Annotated in this window: 16 protein-coding genes; 11 read left to right on the top strand and 5 right to left on the bottom strand. The window is 47.0% G+C overall.

Features of this window, described 5'->3' with window-relative positions; all coding sequences use genetic code 11:
• Positions 1-168 precede the first annotated feature (168 nt).
• Together PSI17_RS01770 and sbcD are read right to left on the bottom strand one after the other, a co-directional pair.
• A complete protein-coding gene (locus tag PSI17_RS01770; RefSeq protein ID WP_273550302.1) occupies positions 169-3,849 on the bottom strand; it encodes an AAA family ATPase in 3,681 nt (1,226 codons plus the stop codon).
• A gap of 17 nt (positions 3,850-3,866) precedes the next feature.
• Positions 3,867-5,084 (bottom strand): exonuclease subunit SbcD, encoded by a 1,218-nt coding sequence (gene sbcD / locus PSI17_RS01765; RefSeq protein ID WP_273550301.1) that lies wholly within the window; start codon positions 5,082-5,084, stop codon positions 3,867-3,869.
• Between the two features lie 276 nt (positions 5,085-5,360).
• Between sbcD and phoB the strand changes: the two genes are divergently transcribed.
• The 4 genes from phoB (at position 5,361) to PSI17_RS01745 (ending at position 10,667) form a co-directional block, all read left to right on the top strand.
• The gene (gene phoB, locus PSI17_RS01760) at positions 5,361-6,050 is read left to right on the top strand and encodes a phosphate regulon transcriptional regulator PhoB (protein WP_273550300.1); all 690 of its coding nucleotides are present in this window, start codon (positions 5,361-5,363) and stop codon (positions 6,048-6,050) included.
• A 26-nt stretch (positions 6,051-6,076) separates the two neighbouring features.
• Entirely contained in the window at positions 6,077-7,387 is a 1,311-nt protein-coding gene (gene phoR / locus PSI17_RS01755; RefSeq protein ID WP_273550299.1) for a phosphate regulon sensor histidine kinase PhoR, read from the top strand.
• A gap of 399 nt (positions 7,388-7,786) precedes the next feature.
• Positions 7,787-9,127 (top strand): branched-chain amino acid transport system II carrier protein, encoded by a 1,341-nt coding sequence (gene brnQ, locus PSI17_RS01750; protein ID WP_273550298.1) that lies wholly within the window; start codon positions 7,787-7,789, stop codon positions 9,125-9,127.
• Positions 9,128-9,353: 226 nt separating this feature from the next.
• A complete protein-coding gene (locus tag PSI17_RS01745) occupies positions 9,354-10,667 on the top strand; it encodes a sodium-dependent transporter (protein ID WP_273550297.1) in 1,314 nt (437 codons plus the stop codon).
• Positions 10,668-10,714: 47 nt separating this feature from the next.
• On the opposite strand, the gene ggt is transcribed toward PSI17_RS01745, so the two are convergent.
• The 3 genes from ggt to PSI17_RS01730 all read right to left on the bottom strand — a co-directional run bounded on the left by ggt (position 10,715) and on the right by PSI17_RS01730 (position 14,056).
• Entirely contained in the window at positions 10,715-12,475 is a 1,761-nt protein-coding gene (gene ggt, locus PSI17_RS01740; protein ID WP_273550296.1) for a gamma-glutamyltransferase, read from the bottom strand.
• 195 nt (positions 12,476-12,670) lie between these two features.
• The gene (locus PSI17_RS01735) at positions 12,671-13,273 is read right to left on the bottom strand and encodes a peroxiredoxin C (protein ID WP_273550295.1); all 603 of its coding nucleotides are present in this window, start codon (positions 13,271-13,273) and stop codon (positions 12,671-12,673) included.
• 195 nt (positions 13,274-13,468) lie between these two features.
• A complete protein-coding gene (locus tag PSI17_RS01730; protein ID WP_273550294.1) occupies positions 13,469-14,056 on the bottom strand; it encodes an acyl carrier protein phosphodiesterase in 588 nt (195 codons plus the stop codon).
• A gap of 120 nt (positions 14,057-14,176) precedes the next feature.
• On the opposite strand from PSI17_RS01730, the gene queA reads away from it, so the two are divergent.
• The 7 genes from queA to ribD all read left to right on the top strand — a co-directional run bounded on the left by queA (position 14,177) and on the right by ribD (position 21,592).
• Positions 14,177-15,280: a tRNA preQ1(34) S-adenosylmethionine ribosyltransferase-isomerase QueA gene (queA, locus tag PSI17_RS01725; RefSeq protein WP_273550304.1), complete on the top strand. Its 1,104-nt coding sequence runs from the start codon at positions 14,177-14,179 to the stop codon at positions 15,278-15,280.
• Positions 15,281-15,438: 158 nt separating this feature from the next.
• Positions 15,439-16,563, top strand: coding sequence for a tRNA guanosine(34) transglycosylase Tgt (tgt, locus tag PSI17_RS01720; RefSeq protein WP_273550293.1), 1,125 nt, complete (start codon positions 15,439-15,441; stop codon positions 16,561-16,563).
• A 124-nt stretch (positions 16,564-16,687) separates the two neighbouring features.
• Positions 16,688-17,026 (top strand): preprotein translocase subunit YajC, encoded by a 339-nt coding sequence (gene yajC / locus PSI17_RS01715; RefSeq protein WP_273550292.1) that lies wholly within the window; start codon positions 16,688-16,690, stop codon positions 17,024-17,026.
• Between the two features lie 28 nt (positions 17,027-17,054).
• Entirely contained in the window at positions 17,055-18,902 is a 1,848-nt protein-coding gene (secD, locus tag PSI17_RS01710; RefSeq protein WP_273550291.1) for a protein translocase subunit SecD, read from the top strand.
• A 10-nt stretch (positions 18,903-18,912) separates the two neighbouring features.
• Positions 18,913-19,881 carry a protein translocase subunit SecF gene (secF, locus tag PSI17_RS01705; RefSeq protein ID WP_273550290.1) on the top strand — a complete coding sequence of 323 codons (969 nt, stop codon included), beginning with the start codon at positions 18,913-18,915 and terminating at the stop codon, positions 19,879-19,881.
• A 123-nt stretch (positions 19,882-20,004) separates the two neighbouring features.
• On the top strand, positions 20,005-20,454 hold the full coding sequence (nrdR, locus tag PSI17_RS01700) for a transcriptional regulator NrdR (protein WP_092510219.1): 450 nt from the start codon (positions 20,005-20,007) through the stop codon (positions 20,452-20,454).
• 16 nt (positions 20,455-20,470) lie between these two features.
• Positions 20,471-21,592, top strand: coding sequence for a bifunctional diaminohydroxyphosphoribosylaminopyrimidine deaminase/5-amino-6-(5-phosphoribosylamino)uracil reductase RibD (ribD, locus tag PSI17_RS01695; RefSeq protein WP_273550289.1), 1,122 nt, complete (start codon positions 20,471-20,473; stop codon positions 21,590-21,592).
• Positions 21,593-21,689: the final 97 nt, after the last annotated feature.

The raw sequence follows: 21,689 nt of genomic DNA, 5'->3' as shown, positions 1-21,689 counted from the left end.
GGCTATGATGCCGATCTGCTGGGACAAGTATCAACCAAAGATCTTTATGTCATTAAGCATTGAATTAAGGGCCTGCTTTAGCAGGCTCTCCATATTTATTTATTGCAGTGCCTTACGAGTAGCCAAGGTTAAAAACCCACTGTGGCTGTCATATACTTACGCCTGTGTTTAAACCCGAAATTCTGGCGCTAATTGGCTGCATCCCAAACCATTCTTTTTTTCCACTTTGATCTGCACGGGGATGCGTTCTTTCAAGGCTTCTACGTGGCTGATTATCCCGATGGTTTTTCCTGACGCATTAAGCTGATCCAGTGCATCCAAGGCGATATCAAGGGCTTCGGTATCAAGTGTGCCAAAGCCTTCATCAAGGAACAGGGACTCTATTTGTGTCTTGTTATTCACGAGATCAGACAAGGCGAGCGCAAGGGCGAGGCTGACAAGGAAACTTTCTCCTCCGGAAAGGGTTTTAGTATCCCTAATTGCATCCGCTTGCCAGATATCGACAACTTGTAATTCCAGCCCACCGTCATCTTTGCGTTGCAAGTAATAGCGCTCATGCAATTTTTCCAAGCGGATATTTGCCAGATGCACCAGATGATCCAAAGTCAGACCTTGGGCAAAACGGCGGAATTTAGCACCGTCGGCAGAGCCAATGAGATTATTGAGATAACTCCAGTCATCATATTTTTGTTGTAACCGTGCGATCTGCGCCAGTAACGCTTGTTGTTGCTGACGGCGAGTTGCATCGCTGTTCAATAGGGTTCTGACTTCACCTTGTTGCTGGTTATTGTGTTTCAACTTTGCGGTAACGTCGGTCAATATGGCGGATAATTGTTGAGGCTCATCTTGATTCAGTAACTGCGGCTGTGTTTCTGTATGTCGCCGTAAGGCGGATTCTGATTCATGGTGCCGTGTTTGGGCTTGCAGCTGCTGTTGTTCAAGTTTTTCTTGTAACTGTTGTAATGTTTCCCGCTGTTCCGGTTCCAGCAAGGCGCGTTCAAAAGAGAATTGGTCGGGAAAACCCTGCCGTTCCAAGCCTGTCTGGAAGTGGCTGGCAGCAAGTTTGTCGTTTGCTTCGGCGGTGGTATGGCTTTTTTCTATTTCACTGGCAGCGCCGGTTAATTGGCTCAATGTGTTTTGCATTTTTTGCAGATGGAAAGCGGCCTGTTTGTAGGCGGCTTCCAGTTCATTGGTTTTTTGCTGCAAAGCCTGACGAACGGCAATAATGGATTGTTCACCAAATAAACGATGACGTTCCCGGCGTGTTTTTGCCAATAACTGTTTTTGCTGCTGCTGCTGTTCAGTCAATGTATGCAGGTGAGTGGTAAGCTTGTTTTTTTGCTTGTCCAATTCACTCAGTTTGCTTTGCAAGGCGGCTTGTTCTTTTTGCAGTTGCTGCCATTTTTCTCGTGAATCGTGATAATTTCTTAATTCCTGCTCGCGTTGTTGCAGCCAGTTTTGGGTTTCCTGATGGGCGGGAAGTGTGTAAGGTGTTGGCTGTAATTCCGTGTTTAACTGTTGTGCTGTCGCTGCGTAATCGGCTTCTATTTGTTGAGCCTCTGCCGTCTTTTCTGCCAGTTGTTTTTGGGCTGAATCCCGTTTGAATTTTTCCAGTTCAATACTCTTTTCACATGTCTGGTATTGCTCCCGGTTGGCCGTCAGTACTTTTTCGGCTGCCTGATGGTTTTTTTCTGCCTGTAACAGTGCTTCCTGTTGCATTTGATGTTGGTGATAAGCCGATTGTCGCTGACTGATAAAGTGATTAACCGCCTCTGTATCTATCGGTAATTCCGCCACCTGCAACTGCTGACAATGGTGTTTCCACTGTTTTACCCATTCCGCCAATTTAGTATGGCACTGGGCAATATTTTGCTGCAATTGTTCGCAGTGCTGCTGTTGAAGCTGCTGTTTCTGCTGTAGGGTTGTGCGATTTTCTTTAAGCTGATCAATCTGTTGGAGCAGGGTTTTCAGGCGCTCTTCTGAGTGCGGCAGAGCAATATTCTGGTATTCGCTGATTAAAGGATGATGAGTTGAACCACAAAGCGGGCAAGGCTCACCTTCTTTTAATTGCGCCCGTTCTTTTTCCAGACTGACTATCCGTTGTTCCAGACGAATTCGGTGGGTGAGATCGTCATAATGTTGTTGCTTGTCTGCCAAGTGTTGATTGAGGATGGTGATCTGATCAGGCAAGGTTTTGACTAATGCCTGCGATTGTGTCAATTGGCTTTGATCGGCCGAGATCGTCGTCTGTAACTGTTGGATCTGCGGAAGTAAGATCGCCAGTTGGTTTTGTGATGCCAGTTGTTTCTGATAATTGTCTAAATTTTTCTGTAACTGTTCCGGCGGATGTTTGTGCTGCAACGTTGTAAGTTGGTTTTCTGCAACGACAAGGTTGTCGCGCAGTATTTGACTTTGTTCTTGTTGTTGAGCCAATTCTGCCTGCAATGTATCTAGATAAGCCGTTGTACGGGTAAGCCCTGAGGTAATGTGTTGGGTGCTTTGGGTGAGCTGGGTTATTTTCTCTTGCCGTTCTTGCTGGCGAGTGAATAGCTGTTTCCATTCAGGCAGTTTGCTGTCCAAATTGCGGTAATAAGGGTGCTGCTCATCGTAGGATGCCAGCGCCTGTTGTTCGCTATTTAAGGCGGCTATCTGATTTTGTGTGGCTTGGTATTGGGATAAGATGTCCGTGAGATCGCGGTCTTGCCCGGCAATCTCTTTTTCAAGTTTCATCATATCCTTGGATTGAATATCTATTTTATGATCGAGCGGCATAATTTGCTCCGAGATGAGCTTTTCTTGCTGATCTTGATGCTGTTGATGCGCTTCCCGTATTTTTTCCTGCTGTGTCAATTGCTGTTCGGCAGGTTGCAGCATTGCCAGTTGTTGTTGACGTTCATGCTCTATTTTTGTGCGTTGTTCAATGAGCCGCTGTTTTTCGTGGTGTGCCCGGTTTTGTGCATCCCATAATGGACGGATTTTTTCTGCCGGCTCGCTGGCTGCAAGTTGTTGCAGTTGAGGTTGGGCTTGTTGAATGGCTTGCTCAGTTTGTTGCAAAAGTGACGCCGTGCTTACCCGTGATTGCTGTAGTTCATCTTGCCGAAGCCGCCATTGTTCAGCCGCTTGTAATGCCTTTATTTGCTGGCTGAGTTGGCTTTCTTCGAGAATAAGCTGTTGTTGCTGGCCTTGGTATGTTTGTTGTTGTTCTGGCGTGAGTAATTCCATGGAAGAGGCTTTGGCCTGCTGAATGTTCAGCTCAGATTGAACCTCTTTATGCCGTTGGTAAATTTCTTGGGACAGAATACCGTAAATTTCTGTACCGGTCAGTTCTTCCAGTAGATCTGCCCGATCTGTATCCTTTGCATTTAAAAATGCAGCAAAATTCCCCTGTGACAGCAGCATGGATCTGGTAAAGCGGCGAAAATCCAGCCCGGTTATTTCGGCAATTTTTTCTTTTTTCTCTGGGATCTTATCAGCCAGAATTTTCCCCTCTTTTTTGAGAACTAATTCTCCTTTTGGGGGCTGGAGTTTGCCACTTGGCTGATTGCGGGCGCGGCGCTGACTCCAAAATGCCCGATAAGCGACGCCCTTGACTTCAAATTCCACCTCCGCAAGGCATTCAGCGGTATGACGGGTCATTAATTCATTTTGCGAGGAAGAAATGGTGCCGAGCCTTGGCGTTTCATGATACAGGGCGAGGCAAATGGCATCCAGTAAGGAGGTTTTTCCTGCCCCCGTTGGGCCGATAATGGCAAATAACCCATTGCTGGCGAAGGGTTCTGCCGTAAAGTCAATTTTCCATTCACCTTGCAAGGAATTGATATTTTTCAGCCGTAAGCTAAGAATTTTCATGGTGCGTTCTCTTCACGTTATTGCTGAGAAATATCATCCAGCGTTTGTTTAAATAGGGTGCTCAGGCGTTGTTTCTGAGCAATATCGTCTATTTCTGCCAGCGCCAAACGACGCTCAAAGACCTCATTGACACTCAGTTCACTAAGGGTTTCTTTATTCTGTTCAGACAGCGATAGTTGGCGGGCACGTTTGCTGCGGCGTAGCAGGATGATCTCAACGGGCAGTCCTTCACTCAGGGTTTGGATGCGTTTCTGGATATCGTGCAGGTAATCTTGGGTTGCGACTTCAATATCCAGCCAAACCGGGCGCTCTCCCTGATATTCTTTGAACGCTTGTAATTGCGCTTCGATTTGCTGCAAATTACCACGAATAAGCTGCATGGGCTGATAATGTGGGATCGGTAGCCGTGTGATGTTCTCGAGTTTATCTGATTTAAAATCCACAAGGCAGACACTTTTCTCTTGTCCCACTTCATCGAAACTGAGTGGGATCGGGGAACCGCTGTAGCGGATATGCTCTGATTTACCGATGACTTGCGGGCGGTGGATATGCCCCAATGCGATATAGTCCGCGGGAGGAAATGCCTGAGCAGGAAAGGCATCTAATGTGCCGATGTAAATATCGCGAACGGAATCCGTCGTGGAAGCTCCTACCGTAGTGAGGTGACCCGTGGCAATAATCGGTAATGGCTGGCCAAGCTGTTCTCGTAATGTACAGGCTTGTTGGTAGAGCCTGTGATAGTGTTCGCTGATGGCATCCTGTAATGCCTGCTGTTTTTGTACGCCGGATTGCCCCGCCTGGCTGGTCATGATATCCCGTGGACGCAGGTAGGGAATGGCGCAGAGAATCGCCCCTGCATTGCCATCTCTGTTATGCAGGATCTTTATCTGCTGTGCAATATCTTCGGTTTCAGCATTGGCAACCACCGTGGTATTCAGGTAAGAGAGGAGGGATTTTGCTTCGTTGAGTGTGGCAACGGAATCATGGTTTCCCCCAAGAATGACAAGTTCGCAGCCTGTAGGCTGTAGTGCCACGATGAATTTGTTATAAAGTTCGCGCGCATAACTGGGTGGGGAACCGGTATCAAAAATATCGCCGGCAATAATCAGCGCATCGACTTGATGCTGGACGATTTTTTCAATCAGCCACTGCAAAAAGTGCTTATGCTCTGCGGCACGGCTTTTTGTAAAGAAGTATTGGCCAAGATGCCAGTCAGATGTGTGAATGATTCGCATGATTTTCCCGCTGTTGCCTGAATGCTTTTTGCCTGTTACAGGCGCTAATTATAATGGCAGCGTGAGGGATGTCCTGTGTAATCTGATATCTTTTACTGAATTTTCGAGTTGCTTCGCATTCAAAATGAAATATAACAAAGGCGCAAGATTTTCTCTGGGAGCTGGTTTGTCTTTTAATGATTGAGGAATATAAGGGTTCATAAAAGTGTCATAAAATTGACTCATAATGTTTTACGGTGAGAACCCCTGACCTTAATGATATTAGCAGGATTAACCATGTTTAAACGTATTTTGGTCGTTGAAGATGAAGTACCGATTCGTGAAATGGTTTGTTTTGCACTGGAGCAAAACGGTTATCAGGCCATTGAAGCCGAAGATTACGATACGGCAATAAGACGTCTGTCTGAACCTTATCCTGATTTGGTTTTATTGGATTGGATGCTTCCGGGAGGGTCGGGGGTACAACTTATCCGGCAAATGAAACGGGATAATAACACCAAGACGATCCCCGTCATTATGGTCACTGCCCGGACAGAAGAAGAAGATCGGGTGCATGGTTTAGATGTCGGTGCCGATGATTATATAACGAAACCGTTTTCACCCAAGGAGTTGATTGCCCGTGTCAAGGCGGTTCTGCGTCGCATTTCACCGCTGGAAGCAGAAGACATTATTGATAGGGAGGGATTGATTCTGGAGTCGTCTTCCCACCGCGTTTCCAGCCATGGACAGGATTTGGAAATGGGGCCAACTGAATTCAAACTTCTCCATTTTTTTATGACTCATCCTGAGCGTGTTTATAGCCGTGAACAATTACTCGATTATGTGTGGGGAATGAATGTTTATGTGGAAGATCGCACGGTTGATGTCCATATCCGGCGTTTGCGCAAGGCGTTGAAGATAGGGGGACACGATAGGATGGTACAGACTGTGCGTGGTGCAGGATATCGCTTTTCTACCCGCTATTGACTGTTTATTGATGGGAGTAACGTCACGTGCTTAAGCGTTTATCTTGGAAAAAGTTGGTATGGGGTATTGTGCTTTTTTGCCTGCCCGCTCTCTTTTTGTCTCTCTTTATTGGCCACTTGGCATGGCTGCTGGTTATTGCGTTATTTTTGGCTCTGGTATGGCATGGCTACAATTTGCTGAAATTATCCAACTGGTTATGGCTGGATCGCAGTACGTTACCGCCAGTCGGTCGTGGCGGCTGGGAACCCATCTTTTATGGCATTTACCAGATGCAGCAACGCAATCGCAAACGGCGTCGTGAACTCGGATTGTTGATCAAGCGCTTTCGGAGTGGCGCTGAATCACTGCCGGATGCTGTCGTGATGATGACCAAAGAAGGCCATATTTTTTGGTGTAATCGTCTGGCACAACATTTGCTTGGGTTTCGCTGGCCTGAGGATAATGGTCAGCATATCTTCAACCTGCTTCGCTATCCTGATTTTAGCCGTTATATCACTGCCAAGGATTTTTCCCGTCCTCTGTCCATCGAGTTGAATAATGGCAATATGATGGAATTCCGCATTATGCCTTATTTTGAGACGCAATTATTGATGGTTGTGCGCGATGTTACCCAAAAACGACGGTTGGAAAATGCCAGGCGAGATTTTTTTACCAATGTGAGCCATGAACTGAAAACCCCTCTCACGGTACTGCAAGGTTATCTGGAAATGATGGAAGATCAGGTAGTTGGCAACAAGGTGAATCAAAAATTTATCGGCACGATGCGGGAACAAATACAAAGAATGGATGGTTTGGTCCAGCAACTGCTGCATCTTTCCAAAATTGAAGGGGGGCCACAAGTGGACATGAGTGAAATCGTGGATGTCCCCAACATATTAAAAATATTGCAGCAGGAAGCGGTGGCCTTGGGAAATGAGCAGTATGATATTGTGTTTAATGTTGATGAAAAGCTGAAAGTTTTTGGTAATGAAGAGCAACTGCGCAGCGCCATGTCCAACCTTGTCTATAACGCGATTAGGCATACTCCTTCGGGAACACGGATTGAGGTGAGTTGGCAAAGTGTTTCCCAAGGTGCACGGTTCAAAGTGCAAGACAATGGCGGTGGGATTAGTGCGGAACATCTACCCCGCCTGACAGAACGTTTTTATCGCGTCGATCGTGCCCGTTCGCGCCAGACCGGCGGCAATGGGTTAGGGTTGGCAATCGTGAAACACGCATTGCATCACTACAATACTCATCTCAATATTTCCAGCACCTTAGGAAAGGGAGCCGTTTTTAGTTTTCTGTTGGCATCCCGGCTTATTGTCCCGGCTAAAAATAGTTTTGTGAAAAAATGATAAGTTTAGTGGAATTAAGGAGTCACAAGACGGGTAAAAATCTGGACAAAAAATGGCTCATTAATCAGTGAGAGCGAAAAAGGTACAAATCATATAGTGTGTATTCAATGATAGATAACAATAATCACTGATTTTAAAAATTAGTTTGGAATATTGTTCTGGTTTTTGGTTTGTCGCTTGCCTTTTAACGCTATAAAAGTTTTACTTGGGGGCAGTTATTGGCGATTATAGCTGTAATTACCACTATCATTCTGTATCTTACGATATTCAGTGAATATTAGCTCGCTCACTGACTATTAAATCCAGAATCCAGTCTCGCCAGTGAAAATTCAAGTGTTTGCGATAGTGACTGACTGTCGCAGAGGCATTTCTTTTGGTAATAACACATTAGCAATCATTATGGCATACCGTTTATCATCTAAGGATATTTGGGCATTAGGCTTTATGACCTTTGCCTTGTTTGTTGGTGCGGGAAATATTATTTTCCCGCCTATGGTTGGCTTGCAGGCTGGAGAGAATGTTTGGATCTCAGCAGCCGGCTTTTTGCTAACCGCTGTTGGCTTGCCAGTTATCACTGTCATTGCGTTGGCAAAAGTGGGCGGGGGGATTGAAGCCCTCAGTGCCCCGATTGGTAAAGTGGCGGGTTTGGTTCTGGCAACGGTCTGCTATCTGGCGGTCGGCCCGCTGTTTGCGACGCCCAGAACGGCAACGGTTTCTTTTGAAGTGGGTATTGCACCCCTTGTCGGAACCGGTAAATTCCCTCTATTCATCTATAGTGTGGTCTATTTTGCACTCGTGATGTTAATTTCATTATATCCGGGCAAACTACTGGATAGCGTCGGCCGTATATTGGCACCCATCAAAATTCTGGCGTTGGCCATTTTGGGGATTGCGGCGGTACTGTGGCCGGCTGGTAGTCCTGTTCCCGCCATTGAAACCTATCAGGAAATTCCGTTCTCAAATGGTTTTGTCAATGGTTATTTGACAATGGATACCCTGGCCGCCATGGTATTCGGTATTGTGATTGTGAATGCCGCCCGTTCCAGAGGGGTTAAGGATTCTTCCCTGTTGACCCGTTATGCAATGTGGGCTGGCTTGATTGCGGGTCTTGGCTTGACGCTGGTGTACCTCTCTTTGTTCAAACTGGGCGAAGGCAGTGGCACATTAGTGCCTACCGCAGAAAATGGTGCTGTGATTCTGCATGCCTATGTCCAAAATATTTTTGGTAACTATGGCAGCTTCTTCCTTGCGGTACTGATTTTCGTTGCTTGTATGGTCACTGCTGTCGGTTTGACTTGTGCTTGCTCTGAGTTTTTCAGTCGTTATTTGCCGTTGTCCTACCGTACCTTGGTACTGCTGCTGGGCACATTCTCGATGCTGGTTTCTAATGTGGGCTTAAATCATTTGATTAAGTTCTCAATTCCCGTATTGACGGCAATTTACCCCCCCTGTATTGCGCTGATATTGTTAAGTTTTACCATTCGTTGGTGGCATAACTTCACACGCATTCTGGTTCCTGCCATGTCTGTCAGCTTGTTGTTTGGGATTTTAGATGCAATGAAAGCGTCTGAGTACCTGTCTCATTTACTGCCTGAATGGGCGCAGCATTTGCCATTAGCGGAACAAGGCCTGGCCTGGTTACTGCCTACTTTGCTGGCTATCGTTGCATGCGCTATTTATGACCGTATCGCAGGAAGCGCAAAGCACCCAAAGTATGAAATGCAGCATGAAGAAAAGTAGCATTCTGTCTCTTGTAAGTATTAGTAAACCAGTATCAGTGAATATGATGCTTATCACTGACTGTTAAACCAAAATTCAGTTTCACCCGTGGAAACGCAAGTGGTTTTAATGGTTATTATTAAATGTGTAATTATATCTATAACAAGAAGTTAATAATTATTATGACATACCGTTTATCATTTAAAGATATTACCTGTGCTGACACTGTATCTATTCGGGGGTTAGCATGAGTCAACAATGGACATCCCGTCTGGGGCACGTATTAGCAGCAACCGGATCTGCCGTTGGTATTGGTGCCATCTGGAAATTTTCCTATGTTTCAGCAACGAATGGTGGCGGTGCATTTCTGATTGTATTTTTATTGTTTAGCTTTGTAATCGGGCTTGCGGTTCTGCTGGCCGAAAACATGCTGGGAAGCTGTACGGGTGAAGTAGCCGTTAATGCATTTAAAAAATTACTGGGCAAACACTGGGGATGGGTTGGCTTTATCGGTGTATTCAGTTCATGGTGTATCTATAGCTTCTACAGTGTTGTCGGTGGTTGGACTATTGGTTACACGGTGATGGCGGGTACAGGAAAGTTGAATATTACCGACATCTCTCAACTGACATCTATTTTCACCAATTTCATCAGTAATCCGTGGTGGCCGATAATCGCCCATCTGGCATTTTCAGGGCTAACCTGTTTCGTGGTCTTGTCGGGTGTGCAAAAAGGTTTGGAAAAATCAGTTAAGGTCATGATGCCATTGCTATTCTTGATCATGATAGTGTTAATTATTGTCGGCATCCGTTTGCCGGGTTCATCGGAAGGGCTAAAATTATTCTTATATCCGGACTTCAATAGCTTGACCGGAAAAGGTGTTTTAGATGCGTTAGGGTTGGCATTTTTTTCACTGTCTATCGGCTTGGGTATCCACATTACGTACAGCTCCTATTTGCCGAATAACAAAGGAATTGCCAGATCGAGTATCTGGGTTGTCGTCCTCTCCAGTTTGGTCTGTATATTGGCTGGCCTGATGATTTTCCCTGCTTTGGCCGCTGCTGGCTTAGAACCCAATGCCGGGCCAGGATTGACGTTTATGACGATGCCGATTTATTTCGCCTCGCTTCCTGGTGGTTCAATCTTAGCCGTCATTTTCTTTTTATTGTTACTCATGGCCGCACTGACCTCAGCCATTTCATTACTTGAGCACATTGTTGCTTATGTTCAGACGCGTTTTCACTGGTCGCGCCGTAAAGCAAGCTTAATCGTCACGGCATCGATTATGTTAATGGGTATCCCTGTTTCCTTATCTTTTGGTCCCCTGAATCACGTTACATTAGGTGGAAAAACCATCTTCGACATGCTGGACTTTATTACTTCCAATGTCCTGATGCCACTGTTCGGGATTATCATTTGCCTCGTATTTGGCTGGTCACGTAAGGCCAATGCACTCATACCGGACAATATGTCATCGCGGAATCGTCAGTGTTTACTGTTTATATGGCGATATGTCGGGCCTTTATGTATCGGTGTGATTTTGGTACACGGACTGATTTGATGGTGTCAAACGGGCGGGTTTAACCATCAAAACCGCCCGTTAACCATTTAATAACCCATGGCGGCACCGGCAGGTCGCCGTGCATCATTGGAACCGTAGATGTAGCCTTCACGGACAATACCTGATATGGCGGAATCATTGCCTGATGAAGCGGGTGTCACCCCGGCGGCACCCGGCAATCCAATCATAATTAACTCTGTGGCACCCCAAGGTGTCTGTTCCACCATTTTATAGCCCATTTTTTCCAGTAAATTCAGCGTATCTTTCGACAAGCCACGTTGCTCATAATGGACCTCATCAGGTAGCCATTGATGGTGGAACCGTGGGCTATTGACGGCTTCTTGTGGTGGCATGTTGAATTCGATGATATTCAGGGCAGCTTGTAGCGTGATGGAGATAATGCGTGAACCTCCCGGAGAACCTAAGACCAGAAAGATCTTATTATCTTTGGTTACCAGTGTCGGGCTCATTGATGATAGTGGGCGCTTACCCGGCGCAATGGAGTTGGTTGCGCCTTGCACCAGCCCGTACAGATTTTTCTCACCGATCTTAGTGGTGAAATCATCCATTTCATCGTTAAGGAAAAAACCTGTTCCTGGTGCAATCACGACAGCACCAAAACGGCCATTGATAGTGTAAGTCGTTGATACCGCATTACCTGCTTTATCGACCACGGAATAGTGGGTGGTTTCGGGTTTTTCATGCGGGCCAATGCCCGGCTGGATATTCACGGATGGGGTGGCTTTGTTGGGCTGAATCTCTTTTCTGATCGATTCGGCGTAGCTTTTACTCAACAGTCGGTCAAGCGGGTTGTTGATAAATGCCGGATCGCCCAGATAGGTATTTCTGTCCATGTAGGCGTGGCGCATGGCTTCTGTCAATGTATGAATATAGGCAGCAGAGTTGTACCCCATGGCTTTAAGATCGTAGCCTTCAGCAATGTTTAATATCTCGCATAACGTGACGCCACCAGAGCTGGGAGGTGGGGAAGAGATAAATTTGTAGCCCCGGTAACTACAGGTGACAGGGGATGTTTCTGTGACGTGGTAATTGGCGAAATCCGCCGCGGTTATCAATCCCCCTAATTTTTTTGACGCTTTTTCGACTAATTGGGGAATTTTACCGTGGTAAAAAGCATCAGGCCCTTGTTTGGCAATCATTTCCAGCGTGTTAGCCAAATCGGTTTGGATGAGTCTGTCACCGGGTTCGAATGGCGTCCCATCCTGGCGCAGGAAAATACGCGCAGCTTCCGGATCTTGGGCGAAGCGCTTCACTGTGGTGTCCAGGACATCGGTATCGCCACGGGTGAGAATATAACCTTCACGTGCCAGTTTGATTGCTGGCGCCATGACTTGTTCGCGGGTCAATGTGCCGTACTTTTTCAATGCCTCTTCAAATCCCATGATTGTGCCCGGTACAGCAATCGCTTTATAACCATACAGGCTGGCACCTTTGATAACTTTTCCGTCTTTATCCAGATACATATCAGCGCTGGCAGTTGCAGGGGCGGTTTCACGGAAATTAATGAAAGTATCTTTACCATCGGCGAGATGGATAGTCATGAAACCACCACCACCAATATTGCCGCAGCAGGGATTCACCACGGCTTGGGCATAGCCAACGGCAACTGCGGCATCAATGGCGTTTCCGCCCATTTTGAGAATATCGATGCCGGTTTGTGAAGCAAGGCGCTGTGAGCTGACGACCATGCCTTGTTTGGCTTCAACAGCAGGCTCAGTGGCAGAATAAAGCGGGGCGGAAATAAGTAGGGATAGAGCGATAAGTGGAATTTTCCATGCTTTGAACATGTGTTGTTCTCCTGAGATAAGCCCATTCGGGTTGGTTGTTAATAATTTTATGTGATTGTGATTATTTTGTTTCGAATGCTAGGCTTACCTTATCTAAAGAGTGGGATTTTGGAAACAAAAAAACCAGCCGATGGAATGGCTGGTTTTGGATTTTGGCAGGGTTCAAATGTTGAACTGATTAAATCCTGATGGAGATTACAGCTTGTCAGCGTTTTTGGTCAGGTATTTTGCTACGCCTTCTGGTGAAGCGCCCATACCTTCTTGACCTTTTGCCCATTGTGCAGGACAAACTTCGCCGTGCTCTTCATGGAATTGCAGCGCGTCAACCATACGCAGCATTTCATCGATGTTACGGCCCAGTGGCAGATCGTTAACCACTTGATGGCGGACAACACCGTTTTTGTCGATCAGGAAAGAACCACGCAGGGCAACGCCAGCTTCTGGGTGCTCAATGCCGTAGGCTTTCATGATGTCACGTTTGATGTCAGCAACCATTGGGTATTTGACTTCGCCGATGCCGCCTTCGTTGATTGGGGTTTTACGCCATGCGTTGTGAACGAATTCAGAGTCGAAGGAGACACCAATAATTTCAACACCACGTTTCTGGAATTCTTCATAGCGATGATCGAACGCGATCAGTTCAGAAGGGCAAACAAAAGTGAAATCCATTGGCCAGAAGAAAATAACAGCAGGGCGGCCATTCAGGTGTTTTTTCAGGTTGAAGTTATTAACGATTTCACCGTTACCGAGAACTGCAGTAGCTGTAAAGTCAGGGGCTTGGCGGGTTACTAAAACCATAATTGACTCCTGTGATTTTAAAAGGTGTTATGTAAAAACGGGTTACAGCATAAGGAATTAGGGTATAGCAATAAAGGATAAAATACCAATCGATATCATAGGTTTTAACTATCAATAAACTATCTTTAATTCCTTTTGGACTACATTAAGATAAAACTATTGATGAAAAGTTCAAGTGGTGAAAAGTTCAAATTGCTACCCCAGCAGACGTTTATTTGACGCTAATACCATCATTTCTGGGTAGAACTGGAAAAATAGTGTTTCAAAATCAAGGTAATGATTTTCTATATCCTGATACGATCCGGCCAGTGCGGATAATTTCGGTCGCGTGCGTGCCATGCTTTGCAAGACATTGGCGATACATGACATATCAGCATAACGGATCAGTAAATTCTGTGACCAGAGAATGTTGTTCAATGCTTGAAATTTTTCCGGGGTTGAGGCGAGATAAGGTTCTATATTGCGGCGGGCAAAACTGACAAACTCAGGTAACGAGTAATGTTTTTCAAATTTGTCCCAATGCCGGGAAAGAAAGTGATCCCAGATGATATCAAGGGTAATTGGGGCAACGCGCCGATATTCGTCACGAAATAATTTGCGGGCTTCCGTGACAAGCGGATGCTGATCCGTCAGGCTGTCTACCCGACGATGCATGCGGATACCCGCTGCAATGTCGGAACTGAACGCGCCTTCCGGGGAGCCCCGGACGAAATCCGCCATCAAATTTCCCAATAGGGAACTTTCCGATAATGCAGCTAAATGAAGGTGTGCGAGAAAATTCATAGGGGGAGTATACAGTAAAAGAATCTGCCATAAAGTAGTTAAACTGGAAGCTTCTTTGTTGCACCCTCGCGTTTGCGGGACTAGACTAGTCCGCCTATTTTTTTGATTGATACAGATAAAATGCGTGTCGCTGATTTTACATTTGAACTACCAGAAGAGCTGATTGCTCACTATCCCCAGCCGCAACGAAGTGCTTGTCGCCTGCTTTCCCTTGATGGCGAAACAGGCAAACTGACGCACGGTATTTTTACTGATGTGCTGGATAAGCTGGAAGCGGGGGATCTGTTGGTTTTCAATAATACCCGCGTTATTCCTGCGCGCCTGTTTGGCCGCAAGGCGACGGGGGGAAAGCTAGAAGTTTTAGTCGAAAGGGTGCTGGATGATAAGCGAGTGCTTGCTCACGTTCGTGCGTCCAAGGCACCGAAAGAAGGGACTGAACTTATTCTTGGTGGTGATGTTCTTGGTGAAGATGCTCTGGGTGAGACTCGAAACATTAAGGCAACGATGCTGGCGCGTCACGATACGTTGTTTGAAATCCGGTTTGATGATGAACGTGACGTATTGACCATTTTGGATCAGATTGGTCACATGCCTTTGCCCCCTTATATCGCGCGTCCTGATGAAGAGGCGGATCGTGAGTTATATCAGACCGTCTATAGTGAACGCCCTGGTGCGGTGGCGGCTCCGACTGCCGGGTTACATTTTGATGAGCCTCTTTTGGCCGCCCTGCGTGAAAAAGGCATTGAAATGGCCTTTGTTACCCTGCATGTCGGCGCCGGGACTTTTCAGCCGGTGCGGGTGGACACGCTTGAAGAGCACGTGATGCATACCGAATATGCGGAAGTGCCACAGGAGGTCGTGGATGCGGTGCTGGCATGTAAGGCACGTGGCAATAGCGTTATTGCGGTAGGAACAACCTCAGTCCGCTCACTGGAAAGTGCCGCGAGAGCTTGTCAGAATGGGATTATCGCGCCATTTTTTGGTGACACCCAAATCTTTATCTATCCCGGGTTTGAATATCAGGTTATCGACACACTGATCACCAATTTCCATCTGCCAGAATCCACACTTATCATGCTGGTTTCCGCATTTGCCGGTTATAAGAATACCATGAGCGCCTACAAAGAAGCGGTCACAAAAAGATATCGCTTTTTCAGTTATGGTGATGCCATGTTTATTAATCGCAATAAAATGGCAGCAAAAGAACGCGTAGCACAAGAATAAGTGCCAAAAGAGATGGTATTCAAATAAATTTTATTCTTTGAAATAAAAGAGCTTGAAATAAAAGAGTTTAAAATCAAAATATTCTTCATTTCGGCTCCGCTGATTTGAATAGTGTCTAAACATCGCATCGGACTGTCTTTCTGATGTCTGGAGGTTAAGTGAAATTTGAGTTACAAAAGACGGATGGCAATGCCCGCCGTGGCCGCTTGGTTTTTGATCGTGGCGTTGTGGAAACACCGGCATTTATGCCTGTGGGCACTTACGGCACGGTAAAAGGAATGACACCGGAAGAGGTGAAAGAAACCGGGGCGCAGATATTATTAGGGAACACTTTCCACCTTTGGTTGCGTCCGGGGCAGGAAATCATGAAACTGCATGGTGACCTGCATGATTTTATGCAGTGGCAAGGCCCTATTTTGACGGATTCTGGCGGTTTTCAGGTTTTTAGCCTCGGTGCCATGCGTAAAATCAAGGAAGAGGGGGTTCACTTCCGTAACCCAATCAATGGGACGCCGGTGTTTCTCAGCCCGGAAAAATCCATGGAAATCCAATATGACTTGGGTTCCGATATTGTCATGATTTTTGATGAATGTACGCCATATCCCGCTGATTGGGATTATGCGAAACGTTCTATGGAAATGTCATTGCGCTGGGCTGCCCGTAGTCGTCAGCGTTTTGATGAGCTGGCGAATAAAAATGCCTTGTTTGGCATTATTCAGGGTGGTGTTTACGAAGACTTGCGTGATGTATCCATAAAAGGGCTGGTGGAAATCGGCTTTGATGGCTACGCTGTAGGGGGGCTGGCGGTCGGTGAACCTAAAGAGGACATGCACCGTATCCTGGAACATGTTTGCCCTCAGATCCCACAGGATAAGCCTCGCTATTTGATGGGCGTCGGCAAGCCGGAAGACTTGGTTGAAGGTGTCCGTCGGGGTATCGATATGTTTGACTGCGTGATGCCAACACGTAATGCCCGCAATGGTCACCTGTTTGTGACCGAAGGGGTGATTAAAATCCGCAACGCCAAACACAAAGAAGATACGGCTCCGCTGGATGAGCATTGTGATTGCTATACGTGTCGCAATTATAGCCGGGCATACCTCCATCACCTTGATCGTTGTAACGAAATTCTGGGTGCAAGGCTGAATACGATACATAATTTAAGGTATTATCAGCGTTTGATGGCCGGAATTCGCCAAGCCATTGAAGAAGGCAAACTGGAACCGTTTGTCGAAGCGTTTTATCAGCAGATCGGTAAACCCGTTCCGCCGTTAAATATATAATTTATCGTGACTAATCAGTCTCAATATGTGTAGCATATTGGGCTGGTTTTTGATCGAGCCACTGTCGATTTTCAATAACATTATTTTCGGCAGTCACATTTTCGATAACAATGAGGGAAATTTGATGAGTCTTTTTATTTCTGATGCTGCGGCAGCCGCTGGTACATCTGCGCAATCTCAGGGGAACCCATATTCTCTGATTATCATGCTGGTTGTTTTCGGTTTGATTTTCTATTTCATGATCCTGCGTCCACAACAAAAACGTACCAAAGAACATAAGAAACTGATGAATTCCATCTCCAAGGGAGATGAAGTGCTGACTTCTGGTGGTTTGGTTGGTCGTGTCACTAAAGTGTCTGAAACAGGCTATGTTGTCATTGCACTGAATGAGACCACAGAAATAACCGTAAAACGTGACTTCGTCGCCGCCGTTCTGCCGAAAGGTACAATGAAGGCTATTTAATTTTCCGATTTTCCCGAAGGGAACTGCCGTGTTGAACCGTTATCCTTTGTGGAAGTATCTGATGCTGATCGCTGTGATCCTCATCGGTTTGCTTTATGCACTTCCCAACCTTTATGGTGAGGATCCGGCTGTACAAATCACTGGCGCGCGAGGCATCGCCGCCAGTGAAAAAACGCTGGACCAAGTCCGTAATGTATTAGAACAAGATCATATCAAGAGCAAGTCCATTGCATTGGAAAATGGCGCAATCCTTGCTCGTTTCAATAGCACTGATGTGCAACTCCGTGCGCGTGAAGCACTGGTTTCTGCACTGGGTGAACAATATGTCGTGGCATTGAACCTCGCACCGGCAACGCCCATTTGGTTAAGAGTTGTCGGTGCTGAACCAATGAAACTGGGGCTTGACCTGCGCGGCGGTGTTCACTTCTTGATGGAAGTGGATATGGAAACCGCGCTGGGCAAATTGCAGGAACAGAATATTGATAGCCTGCGCTCTGAACTGCGTGAACAAGGCATTCCTTATTCGACTATCCGCAAAATGGATAATTACGGTGTCGAAGTGAGCTTCCGTGATAATGACGCACGTTCTAAAGCGGAAAACTATCTTGAACCCCGTCACCGTGACTTAGTGTTCTCCTCTGGCGCAGAAAGCACGCTGAAAGTCGTGATGAGTGATGAGCGCCTGCGTGAAGCGCGTACTTATGCGGTACAGCAGAACATCACTATCTTGCGTAACCGTGTTAACCAATTGGGGGTTGCGGAACCTCTGGTTCAACGTCAAGGTGCCGACCGTATCGTTGTTGAACTGCCCGGTATTCAGGATACTGCCCGCGCAAAAGAGATCCTTGGGGCAACCGCAACACTGGAATTCCGCTTGGTCAATGCCAATGTTGACCAGAACGTCGTGCAATATGGCCGTATCCCGGCTGATTCAGAAGTGAAAGATACCCGTGATGGCAGCCCTGTTGTGCTGTACAAGCGTGTTATCCTGACGGGCGATCATATTACCGATTCGACTTCCAGCACGGATGAGAACGGTTATCCGCAGGTGAATATCTCGCTGGATAGTGCGGGTGGCACAGCGATGTCTAATTTCACCAAAGACAACCTGCATAAGCCAATGGCAACGCTGTTTGTGGAATACAAGGACAGCGGCAAGAAAGATGCCAATGGTCGTTCGGTTTTGGTTAAACAAGAAGAAGTTATCAACATTGCCACGATTCAGTCCCGCTTGGGTAACAGTTTCCGCATTACGGGCATTAGCAATCCGTCTGAAGCCCGTCAGTTATCGCTGTTACTGCGTGCAGGGGCGTTGATCGCACCAATCCAGATTGTGGAAGAGCGGACGATTGGGCCAACACTGGGCTTGCAGAATATTGAGCAGGGCCTTGAGGCGTGTCTGTGGGGTCTGATTGCTTCTGTCGTATTTATGGTGATTTACTACCGCAAGTTTGGCTTTATTGCGAGTTCTGCGTTACTGGCTAACTTGGTACTGATTGTCGGTATTATGTCCCTGTTGCCGGGAGCGACGCTGACCATGCCGGGGATTGCCGGTATTGTCCTGACACTTGCCGTCGCCGTGGATGCGAACGTCTTGATCAACGAACGTATCAAAGAAGAGTTGCGCAATGGCCGTTCAGTCCAGCAGGCAATTCATGAAGGTTATCGAGGGGCGTTTTCCAGTATCATCGATGCCAACCTGACGACGTTGATTACTGCCATCATTTTGTATGCCGTGGGTACTGGTTCTATCAAGGGCTTCGCAATCACCACCACTATTGGTGTGGCGACGTCGATGTTCACTGCGATTGTGGGAACACGTGCAATCGTGAACTTGCTGTACGGTGGCAAGCGTGTCAATAAGCTGTCAATTTAAGGAGCACGTTGTGGCACAGGATTATACTGTTGAACAATTAAACTATGGGCGTAAAGTTATCGACTTTATGCGCTGGGACAACGTTGCCTTTGGGATTTCGTTCCTGCTGTTGGTCGCTTCCATCATAATGATCGGCACTCGTGGGTTTAACTGGGGGCTTGATTTTACCGGTGGTACGGTAATTGAAGTGCAGCTAAGTAAACCCGCGGATCTGGACAAGATGCGTGCGAGCCTGAACCAGAATGGTTTTGCTGACCCACTGTTGCAAAATTTCGGCAGTAGCCGGGATGTGATGGTTCGTATGCCACCGGTGGCAGGGAATGCAGGGCAAGAACTTGGCAATAAGATTATCTCGGTGATTAATCAGGATATCGATAAAGAGGCCAAGGTTAAACGGGTGGAATTCGTTGGCCCCAGTGTCGGGAGCGAACTGGCACAAACCGGGGCGATGGCATTACTGGTGGCCTTGATCTGTATCCTGATTTATGTCGGTTTCCGCTTTGAATGGCGTCTGGCATTGGGGGCAGTGATTGCACTGGCACATGACGTGGTTATCACACTGGGTATCCTGTCGTTGTTCCACATCGAAATTGACCTGACTATCGTTGCGTCGTTGATGTCCGTGATTGGCTACTCCTTGAACGATAGTATCGTTGTATCGGATCGTATCCGTGAGAACTTCCGCAAGATCCGCCGTGGTACGTCGTATGAAATCACCAATATTTCCCTGACTCAAACCCTGAGCCGGACGATTATGACTTCTGCAACCACCTTGTTGGTGGTATTGATGCTGTACATTTTCGGTGGCGAAATGCTGAAGGGCTTCTCGCTGGTCATGTTAATCGGTGTTTCTATCGGTACTATCTCGTCTATCTATGTTGCTTCTGCACTGGCATTGAAGTTGGGTATGAAACGTGATCATTTGATCCAGCTGAAAGTTGAGAAAGAAGGGGCGGATCAGCCCTCGATTCTTCCTTGATCGTTTTTGCATGATTGAGCGCTGATATTGCATAAACACCCTGTGAGTACTTACTGACAGGGTGTTTTTCATCATCACTTCAAGGTACACTGTTATCCCTTCGGTTAACTGTCAGGAAACGATATGCATTGCCCATTTTGCGCAGCCGTTGATACTAAAGTTATTGATTCCCGTTTGGTCGGGGATGGCTCACAAGTGCGCCGTCGCCGTCAGTGCCTGGAATGTCATGAACGCTTCACGACGTTTGAAGTCGCCGAACTGGTGATGCCGCGCGTCATTAAAAGTGATGATATTCGGGAACCTTTCGACGAAGAGAAATTGCGTCGTGGAATGCAGAAGGCACTGGAAAAACGCCCTGTCAGCTCTGATGATGTAGAAACAGCGATCAGCCATATTAAATCACAGGTACGGGCAACCGGAGAGCGTGAAATTCCGTCCAAAATGATTGGCAACTTTGTCATGGATGCACTGAAAAAACTGGATAAAGTGGCCTATATCCGTTTTGCCTCTGTTTACCGTAGCTTTGAAGATATTCGCGAATTCGGTGAAGAGATAGCCAGACTACAAGACTAAACACTGACTAAACGTTATGACACTTGATGAAATTTATATGTCCCGCGCGCTGGAATTAGCGCATCAGGGACGTTTTACCACATCCCCAAATCCAAATGTCGGTTGTGTCATCGTGAAGGATGAGCAGATCGTTGGGGAAGGTTTTCATTTACGGGCGGGCGAACCCCATGCCGAAGTTCATGCCCTGCGCATGGCCGGCGAGAAAGCCAAGGGCGCGACCGCTTATGTTACCCTTGAACCGTGCAGCCATCACGGTAAAACGCCGCCTTGTGCTGATGCTTTGATTGCCGCAGGCTTAAGCCGTGTGGTGGTCGCGATGCAAGATCCCAATCCGCAAGTTGCCGGACGGGGTTTGTATAAATTACAGCAGGCCGGCATTGCCGTTGAACATGGCTTGATGATGGGACAGGCGGAATCCCTGAATAAGGGTTTTCTTAAACGTATGCGGACAGGGTTCCCGTACCTGCAATTGAAACTGGGCGCATCATTGGATGGCCGGACTGCGTTGGCATCGGGGGAAAGCAAGTGGATTACCTCACCGCAAGCCCGTCAGGATGTACAGAAACTCCGGGCGCAATGCAGTGCCATTTTGAGTTCCAGCGCAACAGTATTGGCAGATGATCCTTCCCTGACCGTCCGCTGGCATGAACTGGATGCTGAAACACAAGCCGTTTATCCGCAAGCATTGCTCCGCCAGCCGATCCGTATTATTACAGACAGTCAAAATCGTGTGACGCCACAGCACCAAGTTGTCCGGCAAACCGGGGAATGTTGGTTAGCACGGACTCAGCAAGATCCGCAAGAATGGATTGAGCAAAAGTGGCCTGATCATGTCGAACAGATTTTATTGCCAGAACATGGTAACGGTGTTGATTTAGTGTTGCTGATGATGCAACTGGGTAAGCGTCAGGTGAATTCTGTCTGGGCGGAATGTGGCCCTGCTTTGGCCGGGGCTTTATTATCGCTGGGCTTGGTCGATGAATTGATCCTTTATATCGCGCCTAAAGTATTGGGTCACCGTGCCCGTGGGTTGTTTGATCTCCCTGAATTGCAAAAATTATCGGATGCGCCTGAATTCTCTCTGTTTGATGTTCAACAGATTGGCCCTGATGTGCGCCTCCGCTTACGACCGCGCTAGGTGTTTTGATTTCAGGCAAGCCATAAATCAAGACGCAGAGAAAAATAATGTGATAAGATCCGCGCCCCTGCGGATATGAATAAGGTATAAGGAAGGC

The sequence above is a fragment of the Xenorhabdus sp. IM139775 genome (assembly GCF_028598745.1).
In the GTDB taxonomy this organism is placed as follows: Bacteria; Pseudomonadota; Gammaproteobacteria; order Enterobacterales; family Enterobacteriaceae; genus Xenorhabdus.
Note: the sequence above shows the minus strand (reverse complement) of the source record. Positions and strands in the feature narration are given on the sequence as shown.